This is a genomic window from Roseateles microcysteis (assembly GCF_036880965.1).
GTDB lineage: Bacteria > Pseudomonadota > Gammaproteobacteria > Burkholderiales > Burkholderiaceae_C > JAUASW01.
On the sequence record NZ_JBAJMV010000007.1, the window covers coordinates 244,079 to 260,873 of the forward strand.

At 66.6% G+C, this 16,795-nt stretch carries 13 protein-coding genes; 8 read left to right on the forward strand and 5 right to left on the reverse strand.

What is annotated here, in order from left to right; translation table 11 throughout:
• The first annotated feature begins 8 nt into the window (after nucleotides 1-8).
• From V3596_RS19765 to V3596_RS19780, 4 genes are all read left to right on the forward strand, one after another.
• Nucleotides 9-3,785, forward strand: a complete 3,777-nt coding sequence (locus V3596_RS19765; protein WP_334279550.1) for a TonB-dependent receptor — start codon at nucleotides 9-11, stop codon at nucleotides 3,783-3,785.
• Complete coding sequence (locus V3596_RS19770) at nucleotides 3,782-5,239, forward strand: SEL1-like repeat protein (RefSeq protein WP_334279551.1); 1,458 nt, start codon at nucleotides 3,782-3,784, stop codon at nucleotides 5,237-5,239. The genes V3596_RS19765 and V3596_RS19770 overlap by 4 nt, the downstream gene beginning before the upstream one ends.
• Before the next feature lie 48 nt (nucleotides 5,240-5,287).
• Entirely contained in the window at nucleotides 5,288-6,544 is a 1,257-nt protein-coding gene (locus V3596_RS19775) for a THUMP domain-containing class I SAM-dependent RNA methyltransferase (protein ID WP_334279552.1), read from the forward strand.
• A gap of 70 nt (nucleotides 6,545-6,614) precedes the next feature.
• A complete protein-coding gene (locus tag V3596_RS19780; RefSeq protein ID WP_334279553.1) occupies nucleotides 6,615-8,174 on the forward strand; it encodes an alkaline phosphatase D family protein in 1,560 nt (519 codons plus the stop codon).
• Nucleotides 8,175-8,178: 4 nt separating this feature from the next.
• Here the strand turns inward: V3596_RS19780 and V3596_RS19785 are convergent, their stop codons facing one another.
• Nucleotides 8,179-8,910, reverse strand: coding sequence for a 16S rRNA (uracil(1498)-N(3))-methyltransferase (locus tag V3596_RS19785; protein WP_334279554.1), 732 nt, complete (start codon nucleotides 8,908-8,910; stop codon nucleotides 8,179-8,181).
• Nucleotides 8,911-8,990: 80 nt separating this feature from the next.
• On the opposite strand from V3596_RS19785, the gene V3596_RS19790 reads away from it, so the two are divergent.
• Nucleotides 8,991-9,419, forward strand: coding sequence for a DUF6265 family protein (locus V3596_RS19790; protein WP_334279555.1), 429 nt, complete (start codon nucleotides 8,991-8,993; stop codon nucleotides 9,417-9,419).
• A gap of 34 nt (nucleotides 9,420-9,453) precedes the next feature.
• On the opposite strand, the gene V3596_RS19795 is transcribed toward V3596_RS19790, so the two are convergent.
• From V3596_RS19795 to V3596_RS19810, 4 genes are all read right to left on the reverse strand, one after another.
• Nucleotides 9,454-11,130 carry a long-chain-fatty-acid--CoA ligase gene (locus V3596_RS19795; protein ID WP_334279556.1) on the reverse strand — a complete coding sequence of 559 codons (1,677 nt, stop codon included), beginning with the start codon at nucleotides 11,128-11,130 and terminating at the stop codon, nucleotides 9,454-9,456.
• A 107-nt stretch (nucleotides 11,131-11,237) separates the two neighbouring features.
• A complete protein-coding gene (locus V3596_RS19800; RefSeq protein WP_334279557.1) occupies nucleotides 11,238-12,662 on the reverse strand; it encodes an NAD(P)(+) transhydrogenase (Re/Si-specific) subunit beta in 1,425 nt (474 codons plus the stop codon).
• The gene (locus V3596_RS19805; RefSeq protein WP_334279558.1) at nucleotides 12,662-12,970 is read right to left on the reverse strand and encodes an NAD(P) transhydrogenase subunit alpha part 2; all 309 of its coding nucleotides are present in this window, start codon (nucleotides 12,968-12,970) and stop codon (nucleotides 12,662-12,664) included. Before V3596_RS19805 ends, V3596_RS19800 begins: the two co-directional genes overlap by 1 nt.
• Before the next feature lie 5 nt (nucleotides 12,971-12,975).
• Nucleotides 12,976-14,091 carry a Re/Si-specific NAD(P)(+) transhydrogenase subunit alpha gene (locus tag V3596_RS19810; protein ID WP_334279559.1) on the reverse strand — a complete coding sequence of 372 codons (1,116 nt, stop codon included), beginning with the start codon at nucleotides 14,089-14,091 and terminating at the stop codon, nucleotides 12,976-12,978.
• A 103-nt stretch (nucleotides 14,092-14,194) separates the two neighbouring features.
• Between V3596_RS19810 and V3596_RS19815 the strand changes: the two genes are divergently transcribed.
• From V3596_RS19815 to mnmA, 3 genes are read left to right on the forward strand one after another with little or no spacing between them, the layout of a single operon-like run.
• On the forward strand, nucleotides 14,195-14,692 hold the full coding sequence (locus tag V3596_RS19815; RefSeq protein WP_334279560.1) for an NUDIX hydrolase: 498 nt from the start codon (nucleotides 14,195-14,197) through the stop codon (nucleotides 14,690-14,692).
• Nucleotides 14,693-14,732: 40 nt separating this feature from the next.
• Nucleotides 14,733-15,566, forward strand: coding sequence for an alpha/beta hydrolase (locus V3596_RS19820; protein ID WP_334279561.1), 834 nt, complete (start codon nucleotides 14,733-14,735; stop codon nucleotides 15,564-15,566).
• Between the two features lie 40 nt (nucleotides 15,567-15,606).
• Nucleotides 15,607-16,728 (forward strand): tRNA 2-thiouridine(34) synthase MnmA, encoded by a 1,122-nt coding sequence (gene mnmA / locus V3596_RS19825; protein ID WP_334279562.1) that lies wholly within the window; start codon nucleotides 15,607-15,609, stop codon nucleotides 16,726-16,728.
• The last annotated feature ends 67 nt before the right edge of the window (nucleotides 16,729-16,795 follow it).

The following is a 16,795-nucleotide window of genomic DNA, read 5'->3' on the forward strand; positions in this document are numbered from 1 at the left end:
GACAGCTTGTGAACAAGATTTCGAAACTGGCCTTGCGGCCGGATGGCCTGGCCCTGGCCGTTTCCATGGCCCTCACGCTGATGGCCAGCGAGGCCGCGATGGCTCAAGCGAGCACGACGCCCGTAGCGCCGGCCAAGCCCGCGGCCGAAGCGGCGCAAGGCGGTGAACAGGCCAAGGACAGCAAGGATGACAAGAAGCCGGCAGCGAAGGCCACGGCCGAGCTGAGCTCGGTGCTGGTGATCGGCACGCGGCTCTCGCAGCAGTCCAGCATCGACCGCAAGAAGCGCGCGGCCACGGCCACCGACTCGGTCGTGGCGGAAGACGTCGGTGCCTTCCCTGACCGCAATATCGGCGAAGCGATCTCGCGCATTGCCGGTGTGGCGCTGGACCGCGGCGACTTCGGCGAAGGCGTGAGCGTCTCGGTGCGCGGCACCGGCGCCGATCTCACGCGTGTGGAGATGGATGGCCAGGCCGTGCAGGCTGGTGGCGGCACCGACCTGCTGGGTGGTGGCGGTGGCCGCGGTGTCGAGTTCCGCGAGCTTTCGTCGGACCTGATCAAGAGCGTGGACGTGGTCAAGGGTTCGACCGCCGCGATGACCGAAGGCTCGCTCGGCGGCAGCATCATCATCAACACGCGGACCGGCCTGGACTTCAAGAAGCCCTATTACTCGCTGCGCGTGGCCGCCACCGAGAGCTCCCTGAACAGGAAGACCACGCCCAACCTGAACCTGGTGCTGGCCGACAAGTTCCTGGACAAGCGTCTGGGCGTGCTGGTCAACCTGAACAAGTCCAACTACAACAGCGAGAGCCATCAGCAGAGCAATGGCGGCGTCAACGGCCTGCAAGGCCTGTTGCGCCAGGCGGACTTCGACAACTCGCCGGAGAAGACCTTTGCCTTCAACCCGGCCACGGTCTCCAAGACCGACCCGACGGTCAACGCCACGTTCCTGGCCTCGCCGCTGACGGCCGGCGGCACCTTCAATGCAGCCACGCCGCTGGAGCTGATCACCAAATCGGCCGCTGCGCAGAGCAAGGCCGACTGCTTCACTGCCTTCCCCAATCTCACCACGGCGCAGACCAGCGCGATCAACGGCAGCACGGCGCGCACGCTGGCCATCAACCAGCGCAACAACGAACAGCTGAGCTGCCTGAACCAGTGGAACGACTACACGCCGGCGCTGATCCGCTCCTATGTGCGCGGCCAGGACGACCGTCGCCACGGCGGCGACATCCGCCTGGATTTCAAGGTCAGCGATGAATTGAACATCTACGGCAAGTACGCGTCCAACCAGCGCAAGGTGGCCGACGTGGTGGGCAACTTCTCGGTGGGTGGCACGCCGACCTACAACACGGCCGGCACCTTCGTCGACTCGGCCGCTGGCGTGCGCTCGCTGGGCACCGGCCTGGCCTACCCCTACACCCTGATGCCGACGACCTACAGCTACCGCGCCGGTGCGCCGCTGGCCCAGGGCGCGACGGTGAACATCAAGCCCGGCTACACGGTGGATGACTCGCACCACGTGACGAGCTACACCACCACCGACAGCTACTACAACACCGACATGATCTTCAGCAAGATCGAGACGGATTCGAAGTATCTGCAGACCGGTGGCGAGTACCGCAACGGCCGCCTGAAGGCCGTCTTCATGGGGGGCAAGGCCGACTCGAGCATGTTCCGCTACGACCGCCGTGCGTCCTTCGGCTATCAGTACGGCGAGTCCACCTTCGCCGTGCAGCCCGATGGCTCCTGGAGCTTCGCGCTGCCACCCGGCAGCAGCAACGACCAGCTGAACTTCGCCAAGTACGCCGTGCTCTCGCCGCAACTGGCCAGCGCAGCCGTGCCGGTCTCGGCGACCAACACCGTGGCCGTGCCGGCCTACACCGCGGCCCAGAAGCCGCTGGTCACCCCGACGACCAATGTCCTGATCAGCCGCATCTTCAAGAGCGAGACCTCGGAGAAGACCGGCAAGCTCGACCTCACCTATGACCTGCAGGACAAGCTGCCCTTCCTGAACTCGGTGCAGGGCGGCATCAACCTGCGCAACACCTCGGGCAAGTTCTGGGGCCTGGGCGGTGCCACGATCCAGGAGCCGCTGGGCACCTTCGGCCAGCCCGGCTATGTGGCCGGCATCTACCTGCCGACGGTCAATGTGCGCAGCTCCATCGTCGGCTGCGAGAACACCGCCGGCTCGCTCGCCGTGGGCGGCCAGCCCTGCGCCTACGGCTTCAACCCGAGCACCAACCCGGCCACGCCGCAGAACGGCCAGACCGTGATGACCCAGGCCCAGTACCAGGCGCTCGTGCAGAACGTGCTGTCGGTGGCACCGGCCGGCCAGTTCTATGCCGGCGCCAGCGGCCGCTCGCCGACGCTGATCAATGGCTGGAACCAGATCGATGTGGACAAGCTGTTCCAGGGTGCCGGCATCCCGATCAACCTCAACTGCGTGGTGACCTGCAAGGCCAGCGATGGCAAGGCCTACGAGCAGCCGTTCTCGCGCTTCCAGGAGAAGGCCAATGCCGCCTACCTGATGACGGACTTCGAGCTGGACCGCGTGCCCTTCACCGACTGGAAGCTGCCCTTCGGCATGGAGCTGGCCGGCAATGTCGGCGTGCGTGCGGTCAAGACCGACGTCACCGGCACCGGCTACCTGACCTTCATCTCGCGCAAGAAGACGGCGACCTATGACCCGCTCACCCCCGATGCGGCGGGCGGTATTGTCTCGACCACCTATCGCAAGAACACATCGATCCAGAAATCAACGACGGACGTGATGCCTTCGCTGAACCTGGCGCTGTGGGTCGTGCCCGAGAAGGCCGTGCTGCGCTACAGCGGCGCCAAGACCATTGCCCGCCCGGCCTACAGCTTCCTCCTGCCCTCGGGCACCTGCATCTACGACGAGCGCCGCGAGGACTGGGCCAACGAAAGCGACGGCAGCGACGCCGACCAGAACTGCACCGGCACCATGGGCAACCCGGGCCTGAAGCCCTGGACCAATATCAACCAGAACATCGCGATGGAGTGGTACGTCAGCAAGGACACCATGCTCACCGCCGCCGTCTTCAAGCACCGCGGCCTCGTAGGCGCGCCGACGCGGGTCGTGCCGCGCACCAACGTCAAGGTCTTCGAAGGCACCGACACCATCGATCCGGTCACCGGCAAGCCGCTGTCGGAGCTGGAGTTCGCCTTCAACCAATGGGACAACCAGCAGCCGTCCACGCGCCGGGGCCTGGAACTGGGCATGAAGACCGCCTTCACCTTCCTGCCCTCGGTGTTGCGCTTCACCGGCCTGGATGCCAACTACACGCGGGTCCGCTCCAAGCAGGCTGTGCCCACGCTGGACCTGATCACCGGCCAGGAGCAGCCCATCGTCGGCGAGCCGAAGTATTCGTACAACGCCTCGCTCTGGTATGACGACGGTGGCTTCTCCGCCCGCGTGGCGCTGCAGGTCGTGGCACCTCGCTATGTCTGCTACCAGCCCTGCGGCACCAACTCGACCCTGAACGTCAACAACTATCCGTCCGAAGGCACCTACAACTGGCGCCTGCCCTACAACCCGGGCGTGCCGATCTGGAGCAGCCGCACCCGCTTCATCGACGCCAAGATGGCCTACAAGTTCAAGAACGGCGTCGAGATCTTCCTCGAGGGCCGCAACCTGACCGGCCAGCGCACGCAGACCAACACCGGCGGCTACGAGGAATACAGCGGCGGCATCCCGAGCGTCTACAGCGATGCCTACACCGGCCGCCGCTTCATGGTGGGCTTCAACATCCGGAGCCTGCAGTGAGGCGAACCCGCCTCGCTGTGCTGCTGATCCTGGCCGGGCCGCTTTCGGCGCTGGCCCAGGACGGCGGCAAGAAGGAGCTTTCGCCAGTGCAGGTCAGCGGCAGCCGCAATGGCGGTGTCGACCCGGCGATCGTCACCGCGGCCAAGAGCAAGCTGCTGTCGCGCAACTACGCGTCCTCCTGCGCCTTCATGAGCAGCTACAAGGCCAGCGAAGACTCGGTGACGCTGGCCTACATGCGCGACTTCGGCCTGCAGGACAGCCCGTCCAACGAAGCCGAGCGCCTGCGCGACACCGCGCCAGAAGGCTCGGCGGCGACCAGCATGCCGGGCAGCGCGATTGCGGCAGCGGAAGAAGCCGTCCCTGACCCGAACGCGCCCACGGTCGGCTGCTCCAAGTCCGACCGCGCCTTCGCCGCCGGCCGCAACTGGATCGCCCGCAAGGACAAGTCGCTGAGCCAGGCCTTCGATGCCTTCGAGGCCGAGGACTTCGCCAGCGCGCGCAAGCATTTCGAGCAGGCCTGGGACAAACTCGGCTACGAGGAGGCGGCCATGATGCTGGGCCGCATCCATCTGCTGGGCCTGGGGACAGCGAAGGACACGAAGCAGGCGTTGGCCTGGTTTCGCAAGATCACCGATGGCCGCTTCGACCCGGTGGCCGACCGGATGCGTTTCGATCCGCGCTCGCCGGATCAGCTGACGGTGCGGGTGGACGCCGCAATGATGCTGGCCAAGATCCACATGACCGGCCAGGGCACGAGACGAGACCCGTCCGAGGCCCGCCGCTGGTATGCCAAGGCGCTGGATTTCGGCTTCATGCCGGCGGCCCATCTGCTTGGCCAGGCCGCCTTGATCGGCTATGGCGGCGAGAAAAGCGGCCGCCAGGCCCTTGAACTCTTCAAGCAGGCCGCTGAGCAAGGCCATGCGCCGGCCGCGTACGAGCTGGCCCGGCTCTACCGCGACGGAAGCGACGGCGTGCCGCGCGACCCGCAGCGCGCCGGCGCCTGGTTCCTCGAGGCCGCGAAAGCCGGCCATGTGGAAGCGACCTACACCGCGGCCCGCATGTACGACCTGGGCGTTGGCCTGCCGCTGGACCAGGGCCGCGCCCTGGTCTTCTACAAGGAAGCCGCGCTGAAGGGGCATGCCGACGCGCAGAACGCGCTGGCCACCTACTTCTACAACGGCCAGCTGATCGCGCAGGACATGGCCACGGCCCGCAAGCTCTTCCAGGCCGCCGCCACGCGCGGACAGGCCGAGGCCATGTTCAATCTGGGCGTGATGCTCAGCCGCGCCGAGGGCGGGCCCAAGGACCTGGGCACGGCCTATGCCTGGTTCACGCTGGCCCAGGCTTCGGGGCATGAACAGGCAGCCGCAGCGCTGGGCGCCATCGAGCCGCTCCTGCAGCCTGAAGACCGGGCACGGGCCGACGCGATCCTGAAGCCCCAGCCCAAACGGTAAGCCTGGGGGACAATCGGCGCCTGTTTCCCAAGAAGCCAGGCCCTGCCGATGTCCCGCCCCGAAACCCTCGATCTGTTCGTCTCCTGCCCCGGCGGCGTTGAAGCGCTGCTGGAAGCAGAGCTGCGCACCATCGTGCCCAAGGTTCACACCGAGGCCTTGCGCGGTGGCGTGGCGCTGCACAAGGCGCCGTACGAGGCGGTGCTGGCAATCAACCTCGAGAGCCGCCTGGCGCAGCGCGTGCTGGTCGAGCTGATCGAGGGCGGCTACCGCCATGAGGACGATCTCTACGCGCTGGCGCTGAAGGTCGACTGGACCCGCTGGATCACGCCGCGCGAAACCATCAAGATCGACACCACCGCCCACCGCTCGCCCCTGAAGAGCCTGAACTTCGCCACGCTGCGCATCAAGGACGCGATCTGCGACCAGCTGCGTGAGGAGTTCGGCGAGCGTCCGAGCGTCGATACGCACGACCCAGATTTCCCGGTCGTCCTGCACCTTGGCGAGGAGCGAGCCGCACTCTATGTGGACACCTCAGGCCAGCCGCTGTTCAAGCGCGGCTGGCGCCTGGACAAGGGCGATGCCCCCCTGAAGGAAACCCTGGCCGCCGCCATGCTGGCCGCTGCCGGCTGGCGCGGCACGCCTGAGACTGGCGGTGCCCTGCACGACCCCTGCTGCGGCTCCGGCACCATCCCCATCGAAGCGGCACAGATTGCCTGCGGCATCGCACCCGGCATCAACCGCCGCTTTGCCTTCGAGCGCCAACTGCCGTTCGCGCCGCTGCAGAACCGCTGGTCCGAGATGAAGCGTGCGGCGCAGGCCCGCGTCCATCCGCCGGCTGTGCCGATCTTCGCCAGCGACGTGGCCTTCCGCATGGTCGACTTCTCGCGGCGCAATGCCGAACGAGCCGGCGTGGCCCAGTACATCCAGTTCAATGGCGGCGATGCGCTGGAGCGCCCGGCACCGGCGCTGCCCGAGAACATGCCCGGCACCCTGATGATGAACCCGCCCTATGGCGAGCGGATCGAAGTGCGCGGCAAGGCGGCCGCGGTCCGCGATGCCTCGGGCTCGGAGCAAAGAGATGCCGACGACGAGTTCTTCCCGCGCCTGGCCTCGCACTGGAAGCGCGGCTACACGAGCGAGGAATCGGGCTGGACGGCCTGGATGCTCAGCCCCGACATGAAGCTGCCGAACAAGATGCGCCTGAAGGAATCGCGCCGCTTCCCGATGTGGAACGGCCCGATCGAGTGCCGGCTGTTCCGCTTCGACCTGGTCAAGGGCTCGGCACGCGAGAAGCGCGAGACCTGACCCCGAGCGAGCGCCCGAACGCCCTGGCACCGCCAATCCACCGCTATGCTGCTGCAGCGGAGGTATGGTGATGAATCGACGTGATTGGTTGCGCATGGCCACGGCAGCAAGCCTCGGCCAATGGGGCTCCCTCAGCAAGGCAGCGCCGCTGTTGGAGGTCGACCCCTTCCAGCTCGGCGTCGCCAGCGGCATGCCCAGCGCCACCGGCATCGTGCTGTGGACGCGCCTGCTGCCGCTCAACACCTTGCGCAACCCCTGGGGCGATGCGCCGCTGGACGTGCGCTGGGAACTGGCCGACGACGCCTCGTTCAGCAAGCTCGTACGCACCGGCACAGCGCAAGCACTGCCTCAGTTGGCGCACAGCGTGCATGTGGAAGTCGAAGGCCTGGAGCCCGGCCGGCACTACCACTATCGATTCCTGGTCGGCGGCGCGGTCAGCCCCACCGGCCGCACGCGCACCCTGCCCGCGCCGGATGAGCCGGTGCAGCGATTGCGCCTTGGCGTCGCCTCCTGCCAGCGCCTGGCCAACGGCTACTTCGGCGCCTACTCGCGCATGCTGGAAGAGAACCTGGACGCCATGACCTTTCTTGGCGACTACATCTACGACTCCGGTGCCTGGCCCTCGGCCATCCTGCCGCGCGGCCTGGAGCCGGCCCGCACGCTGGACGGCTACCGCCTGCACTACGAAACCCACAAACGCGAGCAGGCGCTGCAGGAGGCGCATGCGGCCCTGCCCTGGCTCCTGATCTGGGACGACCACGAGGTACTGAACGACTACGCCGGCAGCCCGGCGCGTGGCCTCGCCCCTGGCACCGAGGCACGCCAGCGCCGCGCGGCCTACCAGGCTTACTACGAGCACATGCCGCTTCGCCTGGCCAGCCTGGTGCGCGGCATGCAAGGGCTGACGCAGGACGGCGAAGAGCTGCGCATCTACGGCCGTGCGCAATGGGGCCAGCTGGCTTCAATGCACCTGCTGGACTGCCGCCAGTACCGCGACGCACAAGCCTGCTCAGGTGTGGGCGGCATGATCGAAACACCCGTCTGCGACGCCATGCTGGACCCCAAGCGCACGATGCTGGGTGCCGAACAGGAAGCCTGGCTGCACGCCGGCCTGGCGAAGCAGCGGCGCGGCGAAGGCCAGGCCTGGAACCTGCTCCTGCAGACAACGATGTTCTCGCCGCGCAAGATCCCGGTGCTGGGCAAGCAGCGGGTCTGGAACGATGGCTGGGACGGCTACCCGGCGGCGCGCGAACGCCTGATCGCCAGCCTCGTGGGCCAGGACGTGGCAGGGCCGGTCTTCATCGGCGGCGACCTGCATGAGAACTGGGCCTGCAACGTGCCCGGCGGCAGTGGCGAGGCTGCCCGTCAGACGGTGGCCAGCGAGTTCGTCGTGACGGGCATCACCATGAGTTCCTTCTTCCCCAAGATGATCGCGGACATCAAGGCCGCCAATCCGCACGCGCAGTTCGCGCAGGCGGGTAAATGCGGCTATGCGGTGGTGGAAGTGACACCCAAGCAAGTGCAGACCAGTTTCATGACGATCAACAGCATTGCCACGCTGGAGCCCACGGTCAGCCTGGCCGCCCGCTTCAACGTCGAAGCGGGCGATCCAAAGCTCGTGGCCGGCTGAACGCTCAGCGTTCGCTCAAGGCCAGCCAGCCCAGCACGGCCAATGGCGCGGTGTCGGCACGCAGGATGCGCGGGCCCAGCTGCGCCGCCACAAAGCCCCTGGCCCGCGCCGCTGCTTCTTCAGCCGGGCTCAAGCCACCTTCCGGGCCACTGAGGACCAGCGTCTGGTCCGCCGCCTGGCTGTTCAAGCGCGAGAGCGGCTCGGCCGCCGTGGGGCTCAAGAGCCAGCGGCGTTGATCGGCTGTGGACTCGGGCAGCGACGCCAGCCAGGCAGCCAGCGTCTGCACCGGCGCAATGCGCGTGACCTTGCTGCGGCCGCTCTGCTCGGCCGCGGCAACCGCGACGCCTTGCCAATGGGCCTGCTTCTTCTCGGCCCGCTCGCCATTCAGTCGCAGCACCGAGCGCTCGCTCATCAAGGGCTGCACGCTGGCGGCACCCAGCTCGGTGGCCTTTTCCACGATGCCGTCCATGCGGTCGTTGGCCGGCATCACCACGGCCAGCGTCACCGCGTTCGCCAGCTCGCGCTGGACGAGCTGCTGCGACTGCAGGTGCACCGTCACCTCGCTGCGCCCCATGGTCTTCACCTCGGCCTGCCATTCAAAGCCCGAACCATCGAACAGCGTGAGGGCGGAACCGGGCTGCAGGCGCAAGACCTGGACATGGCGGGCGGCGCCGGGCGGCAGGTTCAGCTCGGTCTGGCCGGCAAGCGCGAGATCAACAAAGAAGCGGGGAGGCATGGTTGAATTGTCCCGCACTCAACGCGGAGTTTTCCATGCGCCCAGCCCTGCCTCTTGTGAGTTTTCTCTGCCTCCTGATCATGACCCCTGCTCATGCCCAGGAGGCAGCGACGCCGCCCGCATGGATGGCCGGTTGCTGGAAGCTCGAGGGCGCCGAAGCCGGCTCGGCCGAGCAATGGATGGCGCCGGCCGCCGGGCAGATGATGGGCATGTCACGCACGCTGCGCCGCGGCAAGCTGGCCGAGTTCGAGTTCCTGCAGATCCGGCCGAATGCCGAGGGCAAGCTGGACTTCATCGCCCAGCCGCAGGGCCGGCCACCCACCGCCTTCGGCTTGAAGGAGCAGGGGTCGCAATCGGTGCTGTTCGAGAACACCGGGCACGACTTCCCGCAGCGCATCAGCTACAAGCGCGAGGGCTTGCAGATGCAGGCCCGCATCGAAGGCATGCGCAACGGTCAGTTGCGCGGCATCGACTTCGCGTTTCGCAAGATCGCCTGCGACGGGGAGTGAGGCCCACGCCTCAGCACCAGCCCGGCATGGGCGATCAGGACTTGTCGCGCAGCTCGCGGCGCAGGATCTTGCCGACCGGTGTCTTGGGCAGCTCGGTGCGGAACTCGACGATCTTGGGCCGCTTGTAGCCGGTCATGTTGGCCTCGCAATAGGCGCGCACATCGGCCTCCGTGAGGTTCGGGTCCTTCTTGACGATCACCACCTTGACCGCCTCGCCCGCTTTCGCATCCGGCACGCCCACGGCCGCAGCCTCGAGCACGCCGGGCATCTGCGTCAGCACATCCTCGACTTCGTTCGGATAGACGTTGAAGCCGCTGACCAGGATCATGTCCTTCTTGCGGTCCACGATCTTGAAGTAGCCGCGCTCATCTTTGACACCGACATCGCCGGTGCGGAAGAAGCCGTCGGCCGTCATGACCTTGGCGGTTTCGTCCGGGCGCTGCCAGTAGCCCGCCATGACCTGCGGCCCGCGGATGGCGATCTCGCCCGCCTGGCCGGGAGCCACCTCTTGGCCGTCGTCGTCCAGCAGCTTGAGCTCGGTGCTCGGCAGCGGCAGGCCGATGGTGCCGGTGTAGGCCTCGCTGTCGGTCGGGTTGCAGGCCGCCACCGGCGAGGTTTCAGAGAGGCCGTAGCCCTCGCAGATCGGGCAGCCGGTCTTCTCGAGCCAGAGCTTGGCGGTGGCCTGCTGAACGGCCATGCCGCCGCCGACCGAGATCACCAGATGGCTCCAGTCCACCGTGTTGAACTGTGGATGGTTGGCCATGGCCATGAACAGCGTGTTCACGGCCGGCAGGCTGTTGAATCGGTGCTTGGACAGCTCGGTGAACACCGCCGGCAGGTCGCGCGGGTTCGGGATCAGGATGTTGCTGCCGCCCACATGCATGGACAGCATCATGTTCGTGGTGAAACCGAAGATGTGATACAGCGGCAGCGCGCAGACGCTGACCAGCTGGTCGCTCGCCGGCACCTTCTTCAAGGCCGGCTGGTACCAGGCCTCGGCCTGCATCACATTGGCCACCAGGTTGCGGTGCAGCAGCACGGCGCCCTTGGAGACGCCCGTGGTGCCGCCGGTGTATTGCAGGACGGCGATGTCGGTCGGCAAGACCTTGGGCGCCTTGTAGCTCAGGGCCCGGCCGCGCGAAACAGCGTCCTTGTAGCGCACCGCGCTGGGCAGCTCGAACTCGGGCACCAGCTTCTTCACCTTGCGCACGACGTAGTTGACGATCATGCCCTTGGCAAAGCCGAGCAGGTCGCCCATCGAGGCCAGCACCACATGCTTGGTCGGCACGTTCTGCATGACCTGCTGCAAGGTGGCCGCGAAGTTCTCCAGGATGACGATGGCCTTGGCGCCGCTGTCCTTGAGCTGATGCTCCAGCTCGCGCGGCGTGTAGAGCGGATTGACGTTGACCACCACGAAGCCCGCGCGCAGCACGGCGGCCACGGTCACCGGGTACTGCATCACATTGGGCATCATCAGGGCGACGCGGTCGCCCTTCTCCAGGCCCAGGCTCTGCAGGTAGGCGGCCAGCGCCTTCGCTTCCAGGTCAAGCTGGCCGAAGCTGATGCTGCGGCCCATCATGGTGTAGGCCTGGCGTTCCGGGTACTTCCGGAATGCCGCCTCCATCAGGTCCACGAGGGACGGGTACTGATCAGCATTGATCTCGGCGCTCACGCCGGCCGGGTAGTGCTGCAGCCAGGTCTTGCTCTCCATTGCCTTGTCTCCAGGGTTCGGGCGGCATTCTCACCGATGCCTTGACCCTTCTGTCATCGGGCGGTAACCGGGGGCGCTGTGCGCCCACCCGGTCAGCCGCCGGTTTGCTATTCCACGGCCTTCAACATGTCCTCGACCACCTTCTTGGCGTCGCCGAAGACCATCATGGTCTTGTCCATGTAGAACAGCTCGTTGTCCAGTCCTGCATAGCCAGCCGCCATCGAACGCTTGTTCACGATGATGGTCTTGGCCTTGTACGCCTCCAGGATGGGCATGCCGTAGATCGGGCTGCCCTTGATGTGGGCGGCCGGGTTCACCACGTCGTTGGCGCCGAGGATGATGGCCACATCGGCCTGTCCGAACTCGGCGTTGATGTCTTCCATCTCGAACACCTGGTCGTAAGGCACTTCGGCCTCGGCCAGCAGCACGTTCATGTGGCCCGGCATGCGGCCGGCCACGGGATGGATGGCGTACTTCACGGTCACGCCCTTTTCGGTCAGCTTGGCGGCCAGCTCCTTCACGGCATGCTGGGCGCGCGCCACCGCCAGGCCATAGCCCGGGACGATGATCACGCTCTCCGCATTGCCCATGATGAAGGCTGCGTCGTCGGCGCTGCCGCTCTTCACGTTGCGCTGCTGCGTGCTACCTGAGGCCGGGCCACCGGCCTCGCCGCCGAAGCCGCCCAGGATCACATTGAAGAACGAGCGGTTCATCGCCTTGCACATGATGTACGAGAGGATGGCGCCGGACGAGCCGACCAGCGAGCCGGCAATGATCAGCATGGAGTTGTTGAGCGAGAAGCCGATGCCCGCCGCCGCCCAGCCCGAATAGCTGTTGAGCATGGACACCACCACCGGCATGTCCGCGCCGCCGATCGGGATGATCAGCAGGACACCCAGCAGGAAGCCCAGCGCCAGCACCAGGCCGAAGTCCATCCAGGAGGCCGAATGCCAGAAGCCGAAGATGAAGAAAGCCGAGGCCAGGCCCAGCACCAGGTTCAGCGGATGCTGGCCGGTGAAGGTGACGGGCGCGCCCTGGAACAGGCGGAACTTGTACTTGCCGCTGAGCTTGCCGAAGGCGATCACCGAACCGCTGAAGGTGATGGCACCGATGAAGGCGCCCAGGGCCAGCTCGATGCGGTTGCCGCCGGGAATCAGCTCACGCGTGGGCGCAATGCCGAAGGCATTGGGCTCCAGCACGGCCGTGCTCGCGATGAAGACCGCCGCCAGGCCGATCATGCTGTGCATGAACGCGACCAGCTCGGGCATCTTGGTCATCTCGACCTTGTTGGCCATGTAGGTGCCCAGGCCGCCACCAATCAGGAGGCCGACCAGCACATAGCTCAGCCCGAAGAGGTTGCCATGCGCCAGCTTGACGATCAGGGCGGCCGTGGTGACCGTGGCGATCAACATGCCGGCCATGCCGAAGAGGTTGCCGCGGATCGAGGTGGTCGGATGCGACAGGCCCTTCAAGGCCTGGATGAAGAAGACGCTCGCAACGAGGTAAAGCAGCGTGACAAGGTTCATGCTCATCACTTGCCCTCCTTCTTCGGCGCCTTTTTCTTGAACATCTCAAGCATTCTTCGCGTGACCAGAAAGCCGCCGAACACATTCACCGCCGCCAGCGCCACGGCCAGCGTGCCCATGAACTTGCCGGCATCGGTTTCAGTCAAGGCCGCCGCCAGCATGGCACCGACGATGACGATGGCCGAGATCGCGTTGGTGACGGCCATCAGCGGCGTGTGCAGGGCGGGCGTGACGGTCCAGACCACGTGGTAGCCCACGTAGATGGCCAGCACGAAGATGATCAGGTTGGTGACCAGGGGGGAGACCAGTTCCATCGCTCTCAGCTCCTCTTGACCGTGCCGCCCTGCGTCATCAGGCAGGCAGCGACGATGTCGTCATCCATCGGAACCTGGAAGCCGCCATCCTTTGGCAGCACCAGCTTGAGAAAGTCCAGCACATTGCGGGCGTAGAGCGCCGAGGCGTCTGCCGCCACGAGCGCGGCCAGATTGGTCTCGCCGACCAGCGTGACGCCATGCTTGACCACGGTGGTGCCGGCCTCGGTCAGCGGGCAGTTGCCGCCGGCCGGGGCGGCGATGTCCACGATCACCGAGCCCGGCTTCATGCTCTTCACCATCTCCTCGGTCACCAGCACCGGGGCGGCGCGCCCGGGGATCAGGGCCGTGGTGATCACGATGTCGGCCTGGGCCACGCGCTTGGCCACCTCGACCTTCTGGCGTTCCAGCCAGCTGGGCGGCATCGGTTTGGCGTAGCCGCCCGAGCCCTGCGCGGCTTCCTTCTCTTCCTCGGTGTCGTAGGACACGTCGATGAACTTGGCGCCCAGCGACTCGACCTGTTCCTTGACCGAGGGCCGCACGTCCGAGGCCTCGATCACCGCGCCCAGGCGCTTGGCCGTGGCAATGGCCTGCAGGCCGGCGACGCCGACGCCCAGCACGACCACGCGTGCGGCCTTCACCGTGCCGGCTGCCGTCATCAGCATCGGGAAGAAGCGCTGGTATTTGTCGGCCGCGATCATCACGGCCTTGTAGCCGGCGATATTGGCCTGGCTGGACAGCACGTCCATGCTCTGCGCCCGGGTGGTGCGGGGCGCGGCTTCCAGGGCGAAGCTCGTGAGGCCGGCGCCTGCCAGGGCCTCCAGGCCCGGCCGGTCGAAGGGGTTCAGCATGCCGACCAGGGCCGCGCCTGACTTCATGAGGCCCAGCTCCTCCGCGTTCGGGCTCTTCACCTTCAGCACCAGCTCGGCGCCGAGGGCGGCCGCACGGTCCACGATCTGGGCGCCGGCGGCCACATAGGCCTCGTCGATGGCACTGGCGCTGACGCCTGCACCGCTCTCGATGAGCAAGGCATGGCCCTGCGCCACCAGCTTCTTGGCCGTCTCTGGGGTGACGGCCACGCGAGTTTCTCCGGCCGCGCTTTCGCGCGGAACACCAATCTGCATGAATCCCTCCTGGGGAAAATCTGAGTTCGGGCCAGCGGCTGCTTTCGCGGAGCTTACACAATAGGGATGACACCCGACACCCGTACAAGCGAGCAAGCCACAGATGCCCAATCACGAACGCTTCCGGCCCTCGGTCACCGTGGCCGCCGTGATCGAGCGGGACGGCCATTACCTGCTGGTCGAAGAGGAGACGCCCGAAGGCCTGATGCTCAACAACCCGGCCGGGCACCTGGAAGAAGGCGAGTCGCCACTGGAGGCGGTGGTGCGGGAGGCGCTGGAGGAAACGGCCAGGCCATTCACACCGGAGTTCTTTCTTGGCGCCTACATGGCACGCTTCGTGCGGCCGGCCCGGCATGAGGATGTGACCTATCTGCGCCTGGCCTTCGGTGGCCGCGCCGGTGATGAGATCGCCGGCAGGGTGCTGGACCAGGGCATCGTCCGCACGCTGTGGATGAGCCTGGAGGAGCTGCGCGCCACCGCTGAGCGGCACCGCAGCCCGCTGGTGCTGCGCTGCTGCGAAGACCATGCGGCCGGGCGGTGCCTGCCGCTGGACGTGATCCGGGTCGATGCTTCGCTCTATGCGCCGCTGGTCAAGTCCTGAGCTCTACACTGCCGCGCAAATTCACTGGAAGCGCTCACTGATGAATCAGCTGCGACGACTGTTGGCCAGCACCTGCCTGCTGGTCGCCCTTTCCCCGGCCTGGTCCGCTGGCTTCGATGAAGCAGTCAAACCGCTGGTGATCGGCGAGACGCTGACCATCAAGTCCCAGGCCGTCGGCGAAAGCCGCCGCATCAACGTCTACCTGCCGGCCGGTTATGCCCAGGCACCCAAGGAGCGCTGGCCGGTGCTCTACATGCCCGACGGCGGCCTGGCGGAAGACTTCCTGCATGTGGCCGGGCTCTTGCAGGTCTCGGCGGCCAACCTGACGATGCGGCCCTTCATCCTGGTGGGCATCGAGAACACCGAGCGTCGCCGCGACCTGACCGGCCCGACCGAACAGGCCTCGGACCGCAAGATCGCGCCTCGCGTCGGCGGCTCGGCGGCCTTTCGCCAATTCATCCGCGAGGAGCTGATGCCGGCGGTGCAGGCGCGCTACCGCACGACCCAGGAGCGGGCCATCATCGGCGAGTCGCTGGCCGGGCTCTTCGTCGTCGAGACCTGGGTGCTGGAGCCGGCGCTGTTCGACACCTATATCGCACTCGACCCCAGCCTCTGGTGGAACAAGGAAGGGCTGATCGCCACGGCCGCCCAGACGCTGAAGACACGCCCGGCCAGCGTGAAGCCGGCGCTCCTCGTGGCCAGCAGCAGCGAGCCGACGATTCTTGAGCCGGCCAGGCGCTTTGCCGAGCTGCTGACCCAGGCCAAGGCCGCCCACTGGAAGTTGCTGCCGCTGCCCGACGAGACGCACATGACGGTCTACCACCCGGCCGCCCTGATCGCCGTGCGCCAGCTGTTCAAGCCGGCAAAGCCCTGACGGCAGCGCCGGGCCTGGGGCTTGCGGGACAATTGCCAGCATGAGTTCCGGGAATCCCAAGAAGCAGCGCGTGGTCGTCGGCCTGTCCGGCGGCGTCGATTCGGCCGTCACCGCCCATTTGCTGAAGCAGCAGGGCCACGAGGTGGTCGGTATCTTCATGAAGAACTGGGAAGATGACGACGACAGCGAGTACTGCTCCTCCAACATCGATTTCGTCGATGCGGCAGCCGTGGCCGACGTGATCGGCATCGAGATCGAACATGTCAACTTCGCCGCCGACTACAAGGACCGCGTGTTCGCCGCCTTCCTGCGCGAGTACCAGGCCGGCCGCACGCCCAACCCCGACGTGCTGTGCAATGCCGAGATCAAGTTCAAGGCCTTTCTCGACCATGCGATGCGCCTGGGCGCCGAAAAGATCGCGACCGGTCATTACGCGCGGGTGCGCGAGCATCAGGGCGAAGTTCAATTGCTCAAGGGCCTGGACCACACCAAGGACCAGAGCTACTTCCTGCACCGCCTGAACCAGGCGCAGCTGGCCAAGACCATGTTCCCGGTCGGCGAGCTCAAGAAGACCGAGGTGCGCCGCATTGCCGAGGAAATCGGCCTGCCCAATGCGAAGAAAAAGGACTCGACCGGCATCTGCTTCATCGGTGAGCGGCCTTTCCGCGAGTTCCTGAACCGCTATCTGGCGCACAAGCCCGGCGCTATCAAGGACGACCGCGGCCGCAAGCTGGGAGAGCATGTCGGCCTGTCCTTCTACACGCTGGGTCAGCGCCAGGGCCTGGGCATTGGCGGCGTGAAGGAGAAGGGCAGCCCGCGCGGCGGCGGTGCGCACGAGCCCTGGTTCGTGGCCCGCAAGGACATGGAAAGCAACACGCTGATCGTGGTGCAGGGCCATGACCACCCCTGGTTGCAAAGCCGGATGCTGGTGGCCGACGACCTGAGCTGGTGCAGCGGCCATGCGCCAACTGAGGTCGACCTGGCCGCCAAGAGCCGCTACCGCCAGGCCGATTCAGCCTGCCAGTTCACCGATCTGCCGCCGGACCGCTTCATGCTCCGCTTCCCCGAGCCGCAATGGGCGGTGACGCCAGGGCAGAGCGCCGTGATCTATGACGGCGAGGTCTGCCTGGGTGGCGGCGTCATCGTCGGCGCCGAGGCCTGACGGCCCGGATGGCACCGGGTCGGGGGATCGCATGACCATCGGCACGGTGATCAAAGTCCCGGCTCTG

Excerpts from the sequence above, each read along its gene's own strand:
- V3596_RS19815 (WP_334279560.1), top strand. The coding sequence starts at position 14,195 with ATGCCCAATCACGAACGCTTCCGGCCCTCGGTCACCGTGGCCGCCGTG.
- V3596_RS19785 (WP_334279554.1), bottom strand. The coding sequence starts at position 8,910 with ATGCCTCCCCGCTTCTTTGTTGATCTCGCGCTTGCCGGCCAGACCGAG.
- V3596_RS19775 (WP_334279552.1), top strand. The coding sequence starts at position 5,288 with ATGTCCCGCCCCGAAACCCTCGATCTGTTCGTCTCCTGCCCCGGCGGC.
- V3596_RS19805 (WP_334279558.1), bottom strand. The coding sequence starts at position 12,970 with ATGGAACTGGTCTCCCCCCTGGTCACCAACCTGATCATCTTCGTGCTG.
- V3596_RS19795 (WP_334279556.1), bottom strand. The coding sequence starts at position 11,130 with ATGGAGAGCAAGACCTGGCTGCAGCACTACCCGGCCGGCGTGAGCGCC.
- V3596_RS19820 (WP_334279561.1), top strand. The coding sequence starts at position 14,733 with ATGAATCAGCTGCGACGACTGTTGGCCAGCACCTGCCTGCTGGTCGCC.
- V3596_RS19810 (WP_334279559.1), bottom strand. The coding sequence starts at position 14,091 with ATGCAGATTGGTGTTCCGCGCGAAAGCGCGGCCGGAGAAACTCGCGTG.
- V3596_RS19780 (WP_334279553.1), top strand. The coding sequence starts at position 6,615 with ATGAATCGACGTGATTGGTTGCGCATGGCCACGGCAGCAAGCCTCGGC.
- V3596_RS19790 (WP_334279555.1), top strand. The coding sequence starts at position 8,991 with ATGACCCCTGCTCATGCCCAGGAGGCAGCGACGCCGCCCGCATGGATG.
- V3596_RS19800 (WP_334279557.1), bottom strand. The coding sequence starts at position 12,662 with ATGAGCATGAACCTTGTCACGCTGCTTTACCTCGTTGCGAGCGTCTTC.
- mnmA (WP_334279562.1), top strand. The coding sequence starts at position 15,607 with ATGAGTTCCGGGAATCCCAAGAAGCAGCGCGTGGTCGTCGGCCTGTCC.